At 65.1% G+C, this 16806-nt stretch carries 12 protein-coding genes and 1 pseudogene; 8 read left to right on the forward strand and 5 right to left on the reverse strand.

The features are described 5' to 3' along the window. Positions 1-101 precede the first annotated feature (101 nt). The 3 genes from Q2M23_RS21800 to Q2M23_RS21810 all read left to right on the forward strand — a co-directional run bounded on the left by Q2M23_RS21800 (position 102) and on the right by Q2M23_RS21810 (position 3647). Complete coding sequence (locus tag Q2M23_RS21800; protein WP_168855689.1) at positions 102-269, forward strand: hypothetical protein; 168 nt, start codon at positions 102-104, stop codon at positions 267-269. Between the two features lie 635 nt (positions 270-904). Further along, on the forward strand, positions 905-2101 hold the full coding sequence (locus Q2M23_RS21805) for an acetyl-CoA C-acyltransferase (protein WP_253587115.1): 1197 nt from the start codon (positions 905-907) through the stop codon (positions 2099-2101). A gap of 241 nt (positions 2102-2342) precedes the next feature. After that, the gene (locus tag Q2M23_RS21810) at positions 2343-3647 is read left to right on the forward strand and encodes an MFS transporter (protein ID WP_168855690.1); all 1305 of its coding nucleotides are present in this window, start codon (positions 2343-2345) and stop codon (positions 3645-3647) included. A gap of 27 nt (positions 3648-3674) precedes the next feature. On the opposite strand, the gene Q2M23_RS21815 is transcribed toward Q2M23_RS21810, so the two are convergent. From Q2M23_RS21815 to Q2M23_RS21825, 3 genes are all read right to left on the reverse strand, one after another. Next, the gene (locus Q2M23_RS21815) at positions 3675-4991 is read right to left on the reverse strand and encodes a carbohydrate porin (RefSeq protein WP_316396980.1); all 1317 of its coding nucleotides are present in this window, start codon (positions 4989-4991) and stop codon (positions 3675-3677) included. A 48-nt stretch (positions 4992-5039) separates the two neighbouring features. Continuing rightward, the gene (locus Q2M23_RS21820; RefSeq protein WP_316396981.1) at positions 5040-6059 is read right to left on the reverse strand and encodes a transporter; all 1020 of its coding nucleotides are present in this window, start codon (positions 6057-6059) and stop codon (positions 5040-5042) included. Positions 6060-6201: 142 nt separating this feature from the next. Next, positions 6202-6987 carry an acetoacetate decarboxylase gene (locus tag Q2M23_RS21825; protein WP_316396982.1) on the reverse strand — a complete coding sequence of 262 codons (786 nt, stop codon included), beginning with the start codon at positions 6985-6987 and terminating at the stop codon, positions 6202-6204. 221 nt (positions 6988-7208) lie between these two features. Here Q2M23_RS21825 and Q2M23_RS21830 point away from each other — a divergent pair. After that, a pseudogene (locus tag Q2M23_RS21830) lies at positions 7209-8371 on the forward strand (patatin-like phospholipase family protein). A 109-nt stretch (positions 8372-8480) separates the two neighbouring features. Here Q2M23_RS21830 and Q2M23_RS21835 read toward each other — a convergent pair. After that, positions 8481-10040, reverse strand: a complete 1560-nt coding sequence (locus Q2M23_RS21835) for an acyl-CoA carboxylase subunit beta (protein ID WP_057019749.1) — start codon at positions 10038-10040, stop codon at positions 8481-8483. Further along, entirely contained in the window at positions 9970-10944 is a 975-nt protein-coding gene (locus tag Q2M23_RS21840) for an IclR family transcriptional regulator (RefSeq protein ID WP_310880451.1), read from the reverse strand. Before Q2M23_RS21840 ends, Q2M23_RS21835 begins: the two co-directional genes overlap by 71 nt. Before the next feature lie 129 nt (positions 10945-11073). Between Q2M23_RS21840 and Q2M23_RS21845 the strand changes: the two genes are divergently transcribed. From Q2M23_RS21845 to glsA, 4 genes are all read left to right on the forward strand, one after another. Next, positions 11074-11295: an acetyl-CoA carboxylase biotin carboxyl carrier protein subunit gene (locus Q2M23_RS21845; protein WP_076826552.1), complete on the forward strand. Its 222-nt coding sequence runs from the start codon at positions 11074-11076 to the stop codon at positions 11293-11295. A 152-nt stretch (positions 11296-11447) separates the two neighbouring features. Beyond that, positions 11448-12611 carry a TAXI family TRAP transporter solute-binding subunit gene (locus Q2M23_RS21850; RefSeq protein ID WP_316396983.1) on the forward strand — a complete coding sequence of 388 codons (1164 nt, stop codon included), beginning with the start codon at positions 11448-11450 and terminating at the stop codon, positions 12609-12611. Positions 12612-12754: 143 nt separating this feature from the next. Then, a complete protein-coding gene (locus Q2M23_RS21855; protein ID WP_253587120.1) occupies positions 12755-14818 on the forward strand; it encodes a TRAP transporter permease in 2064 nt (687 codons plus the stop codon). Positions 14819-14840: 22 nt separating this feature from the next. Next, positions 14841-16700, forward strand: coding sequence for a glutaminase A (glsA, locus tag Q2M23_RS21860; protein WP_316396984.1), 1860 nt, complete (start codon positions 14841-14843; stop codon positions 16698-16700). Positions 16701-16806: the final 106 nt, after the last annotated feature.

The following is a 16806-nucleotide window of genomic DNA, read 5'->3' on the forward strand; positions in this document are numbered from 1 at the left end:
GAATTCGGTTAACGCCAGCTCAGCGGCGCCGGTACAGTTTTAGCCGCCCGCGCGCGCGATGATCGTACTAGCATGTCTGTTCCGAAGCCGCGGAGGACGACATGAACGCCTTCGAAGTTTTCGCGATCTACCTGGCGCCCTTTGTAATCATCGCGATCGCAATCCGCCTGCTGATGCAGCGCCATGCCGTCGACCTGCCGGACGTGCAGAAACAAGCGGGCTCCGCGCCGAAGCGACGATTTCTGCTCGGCGCCTGGCGGTCGGATTAGGTCAGGTCGCAGACAAGCTCGGATGCGCCGCCGCCCAGCGAAAATTCTCAATCACTGATTTGCCCGACGGCGCAAGCGACGACCAAGCGAGTGTATGGTTTGTCTGTCTCACCCGATCGAGGGACGAATCGCGATCGTCACGAACGGTCGATATGCGGACACCTATTCGGTGTCGTCCCTGCCTAGTGCGCAATTGCGCACGGGAGCAGGGACCCATAACCACAGGCCGTCATTGTTGAGCGGCGCCCGAACGACGAGTCCCATTCACAATATCCGCTGCGGAGTATGGGTCCTGGCTTTCGCAGAGACGACGCCTGGGAAGCAACCGTGCGCTCTCATTCTCCCCGGCATCATCATGAATCGAGGACCATCCTCGTCGTCCTGGCGAAGGCCAGGACCCATTATCCCGAATGCGAATTGCCTCGCTATGCTGGGGCCGCTACCCTCCAACAGCACAAGTCGGTGGTTATTGGTCCTGGCTTTCGCCAGGACGACATTGGTGATGGCGGAACGATCCCATCCCCGACTCATGCGAACACGACATTTTGTCATGAGAGCCGCAGTTGCATTTTTTGCATTGCATCATATGATGACAATAATTCAATCAAATCCCCGGCCTTGAAGGGACTCCTGCCATGGCAACCAGCACCGATCCCGTCGTCATCCTCTCCGCCGCCCGCACCCCGCTCGGCCGCTTCATGGGCGAGCTCGCGCCGCTGCCGGCGCACAAGCTCGGCTCGCATGTGATCGGGGCGGCGCTCGAACGCGCGAAACTCGCGCCCGAGCGCATCGACGAGGTGTTCATGGGCAACGTGCTGCCCGCCGGTCAGGGGCAGGCCCCTGCCCGCCAGGCCGCGCGCGGCGCCAAACTGCCGGATGCCACCGGCGCCACCACCGTCAACAAGGTCTGCGGCTCCGGCATGAAGGCGACCATGCTGGCCCACGACATCATCAAGGCCGGCTCGGCCGAGATCGTGCTGTCCGGCGGCATGGAGAGCATGAGCAATGCGCCGTATCTGTTGCAGAAGGCGCGCGGCGGGTATCGCGCCGGCCACGACCGCATCATCGATCACATGATGATGGACGGGCTCGAGGACGCCTATGAGACCGGCCGCTCGATGGGCGATTTCGGCGAGGCGACCGCGGAGGCCTATCAGTTCACCCGCGCCGACCAGGACGCGTTCGCGATGGAGACGCTGAACCGTGCCCGCAAGGCGGTCGAGGGCGGCGCCTTCAAGGCCGAGATCGCGCCGATCACGCTCGCCGAGAAGGCCGGCCCGCGCATCGTTGCCAATGACGAGCACCCGCTGAAGGTCGATCCGGCAAAAATCCCCGGCCTGAAGCCGGCGTTCCGCGCGGGCGGCACCATCACGCCGGCCGCCTCCTCCGCCAATGCCGACGGCGCCGCAGCGCTGATCCTCAGCCGCCGCTCGCTCGCCGATCGCGATGGACTGCCTGTGCTGGCCGAGATCAAGGGCCACGCCACCCACAGCCAGGAGCCACAGTGGTTCACGACAGCGCCGATCCCGGCGATCAGAAAACTGCTCGACAAGGTCGGCTGGAGCGTCGGCGATGTCGACCTGTTCGAGATCAACGAGGCGTTTGCGGTGGTCGCGATGGCGGCGCAGCGCGATCTCGGCATTCCCAGGGACAGGCTGAACATCAACGGCGGCGCCTGCGCGCTCGGCCATCCGATCGGCGCCACCGGCGCGCGGCTGATCGTGACGCTGCTGCACGCGCTGGAGGCGCAGAACCTGAAGCGCGGCGTTGCCGCGCTGTGCATCGGCGGCGGCGAAGCCACCGCGATCGCCGTCGAGCGGGTCGCGCACTGATCCGGTATGTCGTCATTGCGAGCGAAGCGAAGCAATCCATCTCTTTTCACAAACCGAACGATGGATTGCTTCGTCGCTTCGCTCCTCGCAATGACAGTTAGTTATGAAAGGCGTCCGTGAGGCAGTACGACGGCCTGGCGCCTGAGTCCGAAAATGAGGGAACTATGGCATTTTAGCCATGGCTCCCCTGTGCCATATTGCGCATCACGCAAAGCTTTCACCGCAATCGATCCGGAACACAATGATCTCGAACTGGCTTGCTTCCGCCCTCGCCCGCCGCAACATCCACTACGGCTGGGTGATGGTGGCCGTGACTTTCCTTGCCGCCCTGATCTCCGCCGGCACCGTCGGCGCGCCCGGCGTGTTCATCGTGCCCCTGCAGAAGGAGTTCGGCTGGTCCACCGCCGAGATTTCCTCCGCGCTGTCGATCCGCTTCATCCTGTTCGGGCTGATGGCGCCGTTCGCCGCCGCGCTGATGAACCGCTACGGCCTGCGCAACGTGACGCTGGCGGCGCAGCTGATCGTGGTCTCCGGTCTATTGGCCTCGCTCGCCATGACCCAGGTCTGGCAGCTCATCCTGCTGTGGGGTGTCGTGATCGGAATTGGCACCGGGATGACAGCGCTGGTGCTCGGCGCGACCATCGCTGCGCGCTGGTTCGTGGCGCGGCGCGGCCTCGTGGTCGGCATCCTCACCGCAAGCGTCGCGACGGGACAGCTCGCCTTCCTGCCCCTCCTCGCGACACTGACCGAGCGCTACGGCTGGCGCGTCGCGCTTGGGCTGGTCTGCGTCATGCTCGGCGTCGCCGCCTTCGCCGTGCTGATGGTGATGCGCGACCGGCCGAGCGACGTCGGCCTGCGTCCGTTCGGCGACGAGGGCACCGCGCCGCTACCCGCGCCGCCGCCGGCCAATGCGCCGATCGTGGCCGCCGCGCTCGGCACGCTGCGCGACTCCGCGAAATCCTCGGTGTTCTGGATCCTGTTCGCGACCTTCTTCGTCTGCGGCGCCTCGACCAACGGCCTGGTCCAGGTTCATTTGATCCCGATGTGCCTCGACTACGGTATCCCGCAGGTGCAGGCGGCGAGCCTGCTCGCCGCGATGGGGATCTTCGATTTCTTCGGCACCATCGTCTCGGGCTGGCTGTCGGACCGCTACGACAACCGCTATCTGTTGTTCTGGTATTACGGCCTGCGCGGGCTGTCGCTGCTGTTCCTGCCGTTCTCCGACTTCACGTTCTACGGGCTGTCGCTGTTCGCGATGTTCTATGGCCTCGACTGGATCGCGACGGTGCCGCCGACCGTGCGCCTCACCGCGCAGCGCTTCGGCGCCGAGCGTGCCAACCTGGTGTTCGGCTGGATCTTCGCCGGCCATCAGCTCGGCGCTGGCGCCGCCGCGTTCGGCGCCGGACTGTCGCGCACGATCTATCAGAGCTACCTGCCGGCGTTCTTCATTGCCGGCGCGCTGTGCATCTTTGCCGCGCTGATCGCTCTGGCGATCGCGCGGCCGCAGCCGAAATCGGTGGCAGAGCCGAAGCCGGTCGCGGCCTGAGGCCGCTTCCCGCGCGACGTGCGCCGGTCAGTACGACAGAATGGTGCGCATCCCGAACACCACGCTGTCCTTGATCCGATGCGTTTGCGTCGGATCGTTGGGATCGACGGCGCCGCCGCCGGGATGGGCGATGTATTGAAACATCGGCTGCATGGTGAAATTCGGGTTCACCACGTGCTGGTAGGTGATCTCGAGAATCGCCTCGTAGTCGCGGATCGGATACGGCGTGCCCGTGAAGATCTGGGTGTCGCGGTCGAGCGCACGCGCGGCGTCCGAAATCCTGGCATAGATCGCGGCGATGCCGAACCGATCGTCCGGATATGTCTCGCTGAAGCCGGTGAACAGGAAGCCGCCGTCGACATAGGTGCTGATCAGATTGCGGTCCGATGGGCTGACCGAGGCGCGCATGAAGAACGCCACGCCCTTGTCAGCGTCCGGCCTGGCGCGCGCAAGCAGCTGCTCGTAGACCATGAAGATGCCGTTGTCCCGCCGCAGCCATCGCGTGTCGCCGGAGCTGTCGGGATCAGCGAGCGACAGCCCGTCGGCCGAGAAGCGCTGGTCAGCAAACGAGCCCATGTGATACCAGGCGCCGCCGGTGATGGTCGCCGGCAGCCTGCTCTCGCCGATCTCGAACTTGTATTTGAGCTGGCCGATCCACCATGGCGGATCGTTGACCCGGAAATTCAGCCCGTGGGCGTTCAAGATCTGTGGATCGTCGGCCCCCTGCGGCGGCGAAGCCGAGCCGTCGAACAGTGCCAGATAGGCGGTGATGCGGTCGGACAGATTGGCCTTGAACCGGATGCCGGGCACCGCAAGTGGCGGCGACGGTCCGCCGGCCGGCAGGATGGTGCCGACAATGCCGGGCCAGCCCAGCGCCGAATTGATGAAGATGTCGTCGTACTGGCTGTCAATGAACTCGACGTCCGAGCCCTGCTGGCCGACGCGAACCGAGAGTTTGCCGCCGAGCAGCTTCTGCTCGATCCAGAATTCAAAGAGCCGCGTCGCCGGCAGCGACTCGACACCGGACACCAGGAACAGGTTGCCGACATAGCTCCGCGACAGCCCGTCGCCGTGAATCTGGTACATGTTGGCGTGGAAGGTCGCGCCGGTCCAGCCCGCCACCTTTTCGAGGTCGATGGTGGTGCCGAGATCGAGACGGCCGGTATAGGCCGCGCCGTTGCTGACGCCGCCGGAGACGTTGGAAAACCCCTCACCGATATAGGTCAGGCTGAACTGGTAGCCGGCTTCCTCGAGCGCAGCCCGCGTATCCGCAATCCGGTCGGCGAAGGGCTGGTCCTCCGCATGCGCCGGCGCGCCGAGTGCGAGGCCCGCGGCCACCAACATCGCGGGGGAGAGAACTCTGCACATCGGGAATGCCGCGGTGCGCTCGCGCTATTTGACGATGCCGAGCCGCCGCATCAGCAGATAAGCCAGCAGCGCCGACCCGATCAGAAGGCCGGCCGCAACCAGGAACCCGCTGTCGACGTCGGTCAACGGCAATCCCTTGGTGTTCATGCCGAAGATGCCGGTGACGAGCGTCGGCGGCAGCAGCATCATGGTGACGACGGACAAGGCATGGAGGTGCTTGTTGCTCTCCTCCTCGAGCTTGAAGCGCAGCTCCTCCTCGAGCAGGCGGCTGCGCTCGTGCAGTTCGACGATGTCGTGGTCGAGACCGTCGAGCCGCTGCGCGAGCTTGCCGGCCTGCAGCCGCAGCGCCGGGCTGAGATTGTCGGTGTTCTTCTGCTCGAGCCGGTGAAACAGCACGCGCAGGCCGGCGAGCTGGCGATGCAGTCGCACACAGGTGCGGCGCATCCGGCTCAGATTCTTGCGCAGCTCCGATCCGGTATCCTCGGCGAGCACCCGCTCCTCGATCGCATCGATATCGGTGCCGATCTTGTCCGCCATGCGGTCCAGGGTATCGGCGATCTCGTCGACGATCTTCTCCAGCAGCGCCGCGACGCTGCCGACGCGATGGCCACCCTCGAGCACGCGGCGCGTCGCATCGGCGGAGCACAGCGCCTGATGGCGGCCGCTGACCAGGAGGCGTTCGGTCATCGCAAAGCGGAGAAAGCCGGTCTCCCGGGTCGCGGCGTCGATATCCCGCACCAGATCGGAAAACACGCCGTAGACGCAATTGTCGGCGACGTGGATCTGCTGGAAATTGTCATTCGACAGGAAGAGGTCCCGCGCGAGCTGCGGGATGTGCATGTTGGCGAGCCATGCCCGGGTGCGGACGTCGGTCAGGTTGAAGTGCAGCCACAGCCTTCCGTCATGGCTCGGCTCGATCGGCGCATCGATCGGAAGCGCCTCGGCACGGCCGTCGTGATGCAGGCGGAACGCCCAGACCAGACCGGGGACCGCCTCGCGGGTCAGCAGCGACCCGACCGGAGCGGGAGGTGGATCAGCCAGCATGGCCGCCCTCCAAGGCAATCGACAACGCAACCGCGCGAAATGACATGTTCAAAGCCTCGGCCACGCGCAACGCTGAGCAAGCGCGTCCCCTCGACGCAACATAGGAGGACGCGCCTGTTACAGTTTTATGTCAGCGACCGCCCTACTCCGCCGCAAGACCGGTCGGCGCCGCCGCCTCCGCGGCCTCCTTGTTGTAGTCGTGCACGACGCGGCCGAACGGCAGCGTCAGATCGGCGAGGAAGTGATGCGCGCCGACGACACGCTTGACCGGGAAATCGGCGACCGGTGCATTGACATGCGGCACCAAATGCAGCCGGCCGGGTCCGATCCAGGAGCCCTTGACGACGATGTCGGTCAGGTTGATCGCGACCAGCTGGCAGACCTCGAGATGCCCGTCGACGCCGGGGATCATCTTCAGATTAACTTGCGTCTTCGACAGCGTGGCGCAGGTGACGTCGCCATTGCCCGCCATGCTCTCGTGCTTGTAGCCCATCGTGCCCATCGCAACGAGCTGGCCGGCATATTCCAGCGTGCCGGTCAGCGTGTCCTTGACGATCTCGAGCTTGGGATGAGCGTACTTCTTTGGAAAGCCCCAGATCTCGCGGCCGGCCGCGATTGGCGGATCATCGTCGAGGTACATCTGGCAGACGAAGTTGACCTCTTCGCCATGCAGGCGCGCGGGGATCACGAGGCCGGACTCGGTGTAGCTGCCGAAGCCGGAGCTGTCGGGCATCTTGATCCATTCGTAATGCACGAACGCCTGCTCGATCGGCTCCAGCGGCTCGGGCAGGCCGGCGCGGATCAACTCCGGATCGGTCTCATAGGTGATGACGAGGAATTCGCGATCGATGAAGCGATACGGACCGGCGGGATAGCTCGGGCCGGCGGCCGGCATCGACGGAAGCTTGAGCAGATCTTCCCTGCGCATCGCAATACCCCCCTGTTTGAAAAGTTTGCCCGAAAGCTAGCGGCCGAGATTGACAGCGATGCGAGGAATTTCCGTCAGGCGCATGACCTGCGTTTCGTGGTGGAGCCCAATGCTAACCATGCAGGCGGGCATGCCGGATGCGCCGTGCGCGGGCGCCGCAATTGTCATCACGGCGTCATCGGCGCGCTGAATTCTCGCCGCGAATTTTTGGAGTGTCTGATATGGACGCGCGAACCCCGCATTTCGACGATATCGATCACGCGACGCCGGGCTGGCGTCCGGAAGGCTGCGATCGCGTGGCCCTGGTCCTGCAGGGCGGCGGCGCACTCGGCGCCTATCAGGCTGGCGTCTATCAGGCGCTGCATGAATCCAACATCGAGCCCGACTGGGTCTGCGGCGTCTCGATCGGCGCGATCAACTCCGCGATCATCGCCGGCAATCCGCCCGAAAAGCGGCTGGAACGGCTGCACACGTTCTGGGATCGCATCACCAGCCGCAAGATCTGGCACTACACCCCGGACGGCGACATCTTCCGCAAGGCGCGCAATTTCACCAGCTCATGGCTGACGACGACGCTCGGACAACCCGGCTTCTTCACCCCGCACCAGGCCAATCCGTGGTTCAGCCCGGCCGGCGCGCGCACCGCCACCAGCTACTACGACACCACGCCGCTGCGCGAGTCCTTGCTCGAGCTGGTCGATTTCGACCGCATCAATTCCAAGAAGATGCGCTTCGCGGTCGGCGCAGTGAACGTGCTCTCGGGCAACTTCATCCATTTCGACAATGCCCATGACGAGATCATCCCCGAGCACATCATGGCGAGCGGCGCGCTGCCGCCGGCGCTGCCGATGGTGAAGGTCGGCACCGATCATTTCTGGGACGGCGGCATCGTGTCCAACACGCCGCTGCAGCATCTGCTCGACCAGGAAGACAACATGAATTCGCTGGTGTTCCAGGTCGACCTGTTCTCGGCGCGCGGCGCGCTGCCGCGGGACATCCAGGACGTGATGGCCCGGCACAAGGACATCATGTATTCGTCGCGTACCCGCTACAACACCGACGTCTATCGCAAGACCTACAATCTGCGCACCGCCCTGCACAATGCGCTGGGAAAAATCCCGGCGATCAGCTCTCGGACGAGGAGCGCCAGCTCAAGAAGGCAAACGCCCGGCTGCCGGGCATCACGCTATTGCAGCTGATCTATCAGCAGAAGGCCTATGAGGGCGACGCCAAGGATCACGAATTTTCCGGCACCTCGATGCGCGAGCACTGGGTGAGCGGGCACGAGGACACCAAGCGCTCGCTGAAGCGGCGCGAATGGATCAAGATGCCCGAGAACGGCATGGGCATCGTGATCCACGACGTGCATCGGGAGGCGGAGTAAATAAGGCCGTCATTGCCGGGCTTGACCCGGCAATCCATCCCGCTTCGGATGACTCATTCGATGGATGCGCGGGTCAAGCCCGCGCATGACGGGTTGAGTCTGAGGGCCCTTACGGCCGCGTCGACATGTTGCTCGGCGGACCAGCCTTGCGGATCGGTTCGGCGAGGCGCGCGAACTCGCAGAGCAGCGAGCGCGTCTTGCGCGGATCGATCACCTCCTCGACCCAGAACTTCTCGGCCGAGCGGAACGGCGAGCGCAGCTTGTTGAGGCGATCCTCGATCTCGCGCAGCTTAGCGGCGGGATCGGCGGCCGCATCGATCTCGGCGCGATAGGCCGCCTCGATACCGCCTTCCAGCGGCAGCGAGCCCCAATAGGCCGACGGCCACGCATAGCGCATCGAGAAGCGGTTGGCCGGCTGATGCACCACGCCGGCGACGCCGAAGGCGTTGCGGATGATGATGGTGCACCAGGGCACCGTGCTCTGGTTGACCGCCGCCATCGCCCGCACGCCGTGGCGGATGGTCGCCGTCTTCTCCGCCTCGAGCCCGATCATGAAGCCCGGGCAATCCATGAGATAGACCACCGGCAGATGGAAGGTCTCGGCGAAGTCGACCCAGCGCACCACCTTCTGGCAGGCGTCCGCGGTCCACGAGCCGCCATAGTGGAACGGATCGCTGGCGAGCAGCAGCACCGCCCTGCCCTCGATCCGTGCCAATCCGGTGATGATCGGGCGGCCGAAATTGGTGCCGACCTCGAAGAACGAGCCCTTGTCGACGACGGCATCGATGATCGGCCGCATCTTGTAGACCTGCCGGCGGTTGCGCGGCACGGCGGTGAGCAGCGATTCCTCTGCACGTTCCGGATCGTCGGTGCAGGGAATGGTCGGCGGCAGGTCGTAGACCGACGACGGCAGATAGGACAGGAAACGCCGCGCGTAGTCGAACGCCTCCTCTTCGGTCTCGACGGCCTGATCGATCGCGCCGGCGCGGGTCTGGATGTCGGCGCCGCCGAGCTCCTGCTTGGTCAGATCCTGACCCAGGCGCTTCACCACCGGCGGGCCGGCGACGAACATCGCGGAGCTCTTGGTCATGACCGAGTAGTGCGTGGCGGCAAGCCGTGCGGCACCGAGGCCCGCGACCGAGCCGAGCCCGAGACCGACCACCGGCACGCGGGCCAAATTGGCGGTCGTGTACCAGTACCAGCGCGTACCGCCGACGCCGCCGGGCAGATTGGCGGCGCCCCTGGTCTCGATCGTCTTCACCGAGCCGCCGCCGCCGGAGCCCTCGATCACGCGAACGATCGGCAGGCGAAAGTCGTGCGCCATCTCCTCCGCCATCAACGGCTTGGCGGAAATCGATGCATCCGCCGAGCCGCCGCGCACGGTGAAGTCGTCGCCGACCACGACGACGGTGCGGCCGTCGACCCTGGCGCGGCCGAACACGCAGTTCGCCGGCGTCAGGTGCTTGAGCTCGTTGCTCTCGTCATATTCGGCGATGCCGGAGATGGCACCGACCTCGTGAAAGCTGCTCTGGTCGACGAGCTTGTCGATGCGCTCACGAACCGTGAGCCGGCCCTGGTCGCGTTGCCGCTTGACCTTGTCAACGCCTCCCATCTCCCGCGCGAACGCTTCGCGGCGGGCGAGGTCGTCGAGTTCCGGCTTCCAGTTCATTCACTGCTCCCGTCTTGATGATTTTGTTGTTGTTATGGGCGGTCACCGGAAGCGTCTTGCGCTCGATCCGATTGCTGAAGATGTCGCCGTCGGCGCCTTCGAGCAGGCTGCCGAGCGCGGCGGCGAGCTCGACCATTTGCGGCGCGACCTCGCGATGCAGCCGCGCCTCGTCATACATCGCCGAGAGCAGGCCGATCGTGGTGACCACATAGGTCTGATACTGCGGCGACCACAGCGGCACCGCGACGCCGTTGATATGCGGGCTCCACAGGCCGCAGGCGACGACGTAGCCGTGCTCCTGCAAATGCCGGCGGTTGGCCTCGATGCGCGGCGTCAGCATCTTGGCGCTGTCGGGCAGCTCGCCCTCCATCTCGGCGATCAGCGCGTCGCCGACCGCGGGATCGAGTGCGGCCGTATAGGCGTGGCCGGCCGCGGTGGTCGCCATCGAGATCCGGCTGCCGGTGGCCTCATGCAGGCCGAGCGCGTTGGCCGCGCGGGCGAACTCCAGATAGACCAGATGAAAGCGGTCGGGGATGACGAAGCCCACCGTGCCGGGCAACTGATCGGCGACATCCTGCAGGCGCAGCCGGATCAGATTGCGCAGCTGCAGCCCCTTCATCATCGTGGTGCTCATCGCGACCGCGCTCGGGCCGATGCGATATTTCTGGTCGCGCGGCAGATAGACGAGCTGTCCCATCCGCGTCAGCGTGTGCGTCAGCCGCGACACCGTCGAACGCGGCAGACCGCAGCGGTTCGAGATCTCGAGATTGCCGAGCCGGGCCTCGTGTCCCTCGAAGCACCGCAACACATCGAAGGCGCGCGACACCACCTGGATGACATCGCCATCGCCTGTCTCGCTGGCGAGCATTCCCTGCCTGCTAAGCCGTTCCGAGCGCCTTCCCATCTGTTTGGCTCCATTCCGTCCTGCGGAATAAAATTCCACTTGCAGAAGAAGCTACCTCAGGCAATCTGCCGCCACAACAAAAAGCCGTTCGCCGGATGAAATTTCCGCAAGACGGTATCGGAGAGTGGAATGCCAGAGATCAAGGTTGTGACCGAAGTTGCCGGGCGCGTTTGCGCGCTTCCTGTCGAGACCGGCAGCAGCATCGGCAATGGCGACGAGATTGCGTTCGTCGAAGCGATGAAGATGGAAATACCGGTCACGTCGACGACAGCAGGCAAAATCAAGTCGATTCTGGTCAAGATCGACGATGTCATCGCCGAAGGCCAGGCGGTCGCGATCGTCGAGACCTGAGATCCCACCCTGCCATCCGGCCGCGACAATCTGTCCGGTGATGCAGCGGCCGAAATCGCCGGCTTACGCCGGAGGTAGCGTTGCCATCGCCGGATCACGATGCAATCATCCCGCCCGGAAAAGTTTCGCACAGCGAAACAAAGGGAGGAATTATGATCCATCGGCTGATGGCGCTCGCGCCTGCCGCTCTTGCCGGCATTTCGATCTTCGCTGCCCTGCCCGCCTCCGCCGAGGACATCAAGCTGCCGCCGACCATGGCGGTGACCGCCTACGACACCGGCACCGCCGGCTTCAACATCGCGGTCGGCGTCGGCAAGATGATGAAGGACAAATACGGCACCGACGTCCGCGTGCTGCCGGCCGGCAACGACGTCGCGCGGCTCGCGCCGCTGCGCGCCAAACGCGCGGTCTCCTCGGCGATGGGATCGGGGACCTATTTCGCGCAGGAAGGCGTGTTCGAGTTCGGCGCCAAGGAGTGGGGCCCGCAGCCGCTGCAGCTCATGCTGTCGTCGGTCGACTGCAATTGCGGCGCGCTCGGCGTGGCAGCCGATGCCGGCGTCAAGGAAATGAAAGACCTTCGCGGCAAGCGCGTCGGCTTCGTGGTCGGCTCGCCGGCGCTGAACCAGAATTCGCTCGCGATGCTCGCGTTCGGCGGCCTCACCCAGAAGGACGTCAAGATCGTCGAGTTCGCAAGCTATGGGGCGATGTGGAAAGGCCTGATCAACAACGACACCGATGCCGCCTTCGGCACCACGATCACCGGCCCCGCCAAGGAAGCCGAGACCTCGCCGCGCGGCCTGATGTGGCCGCCGCTGCCCGCCGACGACAAGGAAGGCTGGGCACGGGTGAAAAAGGTCGGCTCGTTCTTCTTCCCGCAAACCGCAACCTGCGGCGCCGGCATCTCGCCGGACAAGCCGATCCAGCTCGGCAATTACCCCTACCCGATCTTCGTCGCCTATGCGGCGCAGCCGGTCGACCAGATCTACGCGATCACCAAGGCGATGATCGTCAACTACGACGCCTACAAGGATTCGGCGCCCGGCGCCGCCGGGCTCGGCGCCGACCGGCAGACCAAGAACTGGGTCGTTCCCGTGCATCCCGGCGCGGTGAAGGCGCTCAAGGAAACCGGCCACTGGAGCGACGAGCAGGACGCGCACAACAACACGCTTTACAAGCGCCAGGAGGTGCTCGCCGCCGCCTGGACGGATTACGGCAAGTCGAACCCGCCGTCGGACGACAAGGCCTTTCTCGATGGCTGGATGAAGGCGCGTGCGGCCGCGCTTGCGAAAGCCAATATGCCCAACGGCTTTGAGTGAGGCCCGCCAACGCGCGATGAGATCGGGTTAGTCGTCATCGCGCTTCCGCCCGTTTGAGCATGGTGCTTCCGGAAAACCGCTTCGCACTTTTCCGGATCATGCTCTAGGCTACGGGCAAAACGGACAACATTGGGGGATGCGTAATGCCCGAGAACGCCGCGGCTGCGCCTGCGAAAAGAATCGAGTTTGAAGATCCGCATGCTGGTCTCGACAATCTGCAGGAGGCCGAGGTCACGCGCGTGCGCACCCTGCGCGGGGTGTGGCGTTGGGCGCTGGTGGTCGCAACCGCCGCAACCATCCTGCTCTGCATCAACCAGCAGTTCTCGCTGCGCTTCTTCATCGACTACACCCAGCTCAACACCGAATATTTCTATCTCTTGATCGCGCTGATGCTGCCCTTCACGTTCCTGATCTTCCCCGGATCGGAGCGCGCGCCGCTGAACCGCATTCCCTGGTATGACCTCGCGCTTGCCGTCGCGACCTTCGCCGCCTCGATCTGGCTGATGCTGAACGTGCGCAAGGCGGCGCAATATGGCTGGGAGTCCGACGGCGCCCCGAGGAATGTCATCATCGCCGGCCTCGTGATGTGGGTGATGCTGATGGAGGCGCTGCGCCGGACCGGCGGCTGGAGCCTCCTGCTCAGCGTGCTGCCCTTCACCGTCTATCCACTGTTCGCCGAGGCCAGCTGGCTCGGCCCGTTCCGCGGCTCGCAGCTGACGCTCGACCAGACCACGGCCTATCACGTGCTGTCCGGCGAGAGCCTGCTCGGCATTCCGATCCAGGCCTTCGCCGACACCGTAATCGGCTTTTTGGTGTTCGGCACCGCGCTGATGATGACCGGCGCCGGAAAATTCTTCATCAACCTCGCCTTCGCGCTGTGCGGCACGTTCCGCGGCGGCGCCGCCAAGGTCTGCATCTTCGCCTCCGGCCTGCTCGGCATGATGTCGGGCTCGATCGTCTCCAACGTGCTGACCGCCGGCACGATGACGATCCCGGTCATGAAGAAGAGCGGCTTCCGCGCCTCCTATGCCGGCGCGATCGAGGCCTGCGCCTCCACCGGCGCCGTGCTGGCGCCGCCGGTGATGGGCGCCACCGCGTTCGTGATCGCGCAGTTCCTCAATATCAGCTACGCGGAGGTCGCGGTGGCCGCGATCATCCCTGCGGCGCTCTACTATGTCGGCCTGTTCATGCAGGTCGATTCCTACGCCGCGCGCCACGGGCTGAAGGGCATTCCGCGCGCCGAGCTGCCGCGCGTGATGGATACGATCAAGGACGGCTGGTACTACGTCTTCGTGATCGCGCTCCTGATCGTGATGCTGCTGTATTTCAAGCGCGAAAGCCACGCGCCGTTCTACGCCACCGCGCTGCTGCTGGTGCTGAACCAGATCTTCTCCAAGGAGAGCCGCTGGACGCTCGGGACGATCGCAAAATTCCTCGAGGTCAATGGCCGCACCTTCGTCGAGCTGGTCGGCATCCTCGCCGGTTGCGGTCTGCTGATCGGCGCGTTCTCGATGACCGGCGTGGTGTCGAGCCTCGCCAACGATCTGTTGACGCTTGCGGGCGACAACGCGTTCCTGCTGCTCGTGATGTGCGCCTTCACCAGCCTGATCCTCGGCCTCGGGCTGACCACCACCGCCTGCTACATCTTCCTCGCCATCCTGGTTGCGCCCGCGCTGGAGAAGCTCGGGCTGAACCGGATGGCGGTGCACATGTTCATCTTCTATTGGGGCATGCTGTCGTCGATCACGCCGCCGGTGGCGATCGCCTCCTTCGCCGCGGCCGGCATCGCCGGCTCGCCCGCGATGAGGACCGGATGGGAATCGATGTGGGTCGGCAGCATCATCTATTTCATCCCGTTCTTCTTCGTGCTGAACCCGGCGCTGGTGATGCAGGGACCGAGCCCCTATCTCGCCGGCCTCGGCCTGATGGCGCTCGCGGCCTGCGGCACGCTGTTCATCTGCGGCGGCATCCAGGGCTATCAGGCCTTCGTCGGCGACCTCCGCGGCGCCGGTGCCCTGGAATGGCCGCTCCGGGTGCTGCTGGTGATCGGCGGCTTCGTGCTCGCGACGCCCGGCGGCGGCATCAACCCGCTGTCGCAGCTGCAGGTGTCGCTGCTGGGGGTCGCGATCCTCGCCCCGACGGTGTTGATCGCCTTGATGCTGGTCCGCCGTCAGGCGCTGGTTCCGAACCAGTTGCGCGCGCCCTGATTGCGATGCACAACAGGAGGCGATGAAACGATCGCCTCCTCCCGTCACCGCCACCACCACGGCCTGGTCCAGCTCGAAGCCGCCGCTGCTGCGGTTTCTGCACACTTGTTACGCAGACTTCCTGCCGGAGGCCGCGGGCGCGGTTGCCGACTACATCCCCGAGCTCGGCAAGGCCGACCCTGCCCATTTCGGCATCAGCCTGGCGACGCTCGACGGCCACGTCTACGAGGTCGGCGACACCAGGGTGCCGTTCACCATCCAGTCGATGTCGAAGCCGTTCGTGTTCGCGCTGGCGCTGGACACGCTGGGCGCCGAACGAGTGGAAAGCGTGATCGGCGTCGAGCCGTCCGGCGACCCCTTCAACTCGATCCGGCTCAATGCCGAGAACCATCCGTTCAATGCGATGGTCAATGCCGGCGCGATCGCCTGCTCCGGCCTGCTCCACGCCGACAAGGGCGACGGCGCGTTCGACTACATCCGCCAGGCGCTCGGCCGCTTCGCCGGACGTGAGCTCGATATCGACGAGGCGGTCTATGCCTCCGAGAGCGCCACCGGCGACCGCAACCGGGCGATCGGTTATCTGCTGCGCACCAACAGCGTGATCACCGAGAACGTGCCTGCGGTGCTCGACGTCTATTTCCGGCAATGCTCCATCCTGGTCACCGCACGCGACACCGCCGTGATGGCGGCGACGCTCGCCAATCGCGGCATCAACCCGCTGACAGAGGAGCAGGTGGTGACGCCCTACGCCATCGCGCGCACGCTATCGGTGATGACCTCGTCGGGCATGTACGACTATGCCGGCGAATGGATCTACCGCGTCGGCATTCCCGCCAAGAGCGGCGTCGGCGGCGGCATTCTGGCGGCACTGCCGGCGCGGCTCGGGCTCGGCAGCTATTCGCCAAAACTCGACAAGCACGGCAACAGCGTGCGCGGCATCAAGGTGTGCGAGACGCTGTCGGCGCATTACGACCTGCATATGCTCAACCGCAGCGACGACGCACGCCACAGCATCATCGCCGACTACAATATCGGCAAGAACCCGTCGCGGCGGGTGCGCCGGCCGCAGGAGCAGGAGATCCTGGCAAGGCACTTCCAGGAGGTCCGAGTGATCGAGCTGGTCGGCACCCTGTCGCTCTCCAATGTCGACTATGTCTCGCGCCGCCTCGCCGGCAGCCCGCGGCCCGAATTCGTGATCTTCGATCTGCGCCGCGTCACCGCGACGACCCGCGCCGGCGCAAGGCTGGTGGCCGAAGCTTTCCAGGAGCTCGCCGAGCTCGGCGTCACCGTGATCCTGTCCGGCATCAAGCGGACCTCGCGCGAATGGGCCACGATCAGCGAGTGGACCAGGCGGCTCGGCAATATCAGGGATTTCTATCTGCTCGACACCGCGATCGAGTGGGCCGAGGACCAGATCGTCTACCGCTATGGCGGCTCGATCGACTTCCTCGAGACCACGGAGCTTTCCGAGCAGCCGCTGCTCGCCGGATTGAGCGAAGCCGAGATCGCCGATCTCACCTCGCTTTGCACGGTCCGGACCTACCAGCAGAATGAAAAGGTCATCGCCGCGGGCAGCGAGGCCAACTCGCTGTTCTTCCTGCGCAGCGGCGTGGTCCACGTCACCCTGCCGGACGGCATCCGGCTCGCGACGCTGACTGCCGGCATGGCCTTCGGCGAGATGGCGCTGCTGGAGCCGACGCGCTCCGCGGATGTGCTCGCCGACATGTCGGCGACCGCCTATGAGGTCACGATCAAGGATTTCGAACGCTTCCGCGAGCAGCACCCGCGCGCCGGCGAGCGGATCATGCGCAACCTCGCGCAGATCCTCGCCGATCGGCTGATCGTGGCGAATGCCAAGGTGGATCTGCTGACGTCGGGGTAGGTCTCTCTGTTCTCCCTCTCCCCGCCCTTCGCAGGGGTGTCCGGGGAAATTCAGGCATAGCGGAGCTCCATCTGGTCAGGTGAGATGGTTGATTTCCGACGGCTGG

The sequence above is a fragment of the Bradyrhizobium sp. 33ap4 genome (assembly GCF_032654765.1).
In the GTDB taxonomy this organism is placed as follows: domain Bacteria; phylum Pseudomonadota; class Alphaproteobacteria; order Rhizobiales; family Xanthobacteraceae; genus Bradyrhizobium; species Bradyrhizobium australafricanum.

What these genes read in the sequence shown, in the direction of transcription:
- Q2M23_RS21805 (WP_253587115.1), top strand. Translation starts at nt 905, where the DNA reads ATGGCAACCAGCACCGATCCCGTCGTCATCCTCTCCGCCGCCCGCACC.
- Q2M23_RS21820 (WP_316396981.1), bottom strand. Translation starts at nt 6,059, where the DNA reads ATGCTGGCTGATCCACCTCCCGCTCCGGTCGGGTCGCTGCTGACCCGC.
- Q2M23_RS21810 (WP_168855690.1), top strand. Translation starts at nt 2,343, where the DNA reads ATGATCTCGAACTGGCTTGCTTCCGCCCTCGCCCGCCGCAACATCCAC.
- Q2M23_RS21850 (WP_316396983.1), top strand. Translation starts at nt 11,448, where the DNA reads ATGATCCATCGGCTGATGGCGCTCGCGCCTGCCGCTCTTGCCGGCATT.
- Q2M23_RS21835 (WP_057019749.1), bottom strand. Translation starts at nt 10,040, where the DNA reads ATGAACTGGAAGCCGGAACTCGACGACCTCGCCCGCCGCGAAGCGTTC.
- Q2M23_RS21840 (WP_310880451.1), bottom strand. Translation starts at nt 10,944, where the DNA reads ATGGGAAGGCGCTCGGAACGGCTTAGCAGGCAGGGAATGCTCGCCAGC.
- Q2M23_RS21845 (WP_076826552.1), top strand. Translation starts at nt 11,074, where the DNA reads ATGCCAGAGATCAAGGTTGTGACCGAAGTTGCCGGGCGCGTTTGCGCG.
- Q2M23_RS21815 (WP_316396980.1), bottom strand. Translation starts at nt 4,991, where the DNA reads ATGTTGGTGGCCGCGGGCCTCGCACTCGGCGCGCCGGCGCATGCGGAG.
- Q2M23_RS21800 (WP_168855689.1), top strand. Translation starts at nt 102, where the DNA reads ATGAACGCCTTCGAAGTTTTCGCGATCTACCTGGCGCCCTTTGTAATC.
- Q2M23_RS21855 (WP_253587120.1), top strand. Translation starts at nt 12,755, where the DNA reads ATGCCCGAGAACGCCGCGGCTGCGCCTGCGAAAAGAATCGAGTTTGAA.
- glsA (WP_316396984.1), top strand. Translation starts at nt 14,841, where the DNA reads ATGAAACGATCGCCTCCTCCCGTCACCGCCACCACCACGGCCTGGTCC.
- Q2M23_RS21825 (WP_316396982.1), bottom strand. Translation starts at nt 6,987, where the DNA reads ATGCGCAGGGAAGATCTGCTCAAGCTTCCGTCGATGCCGGCCGCCGGC.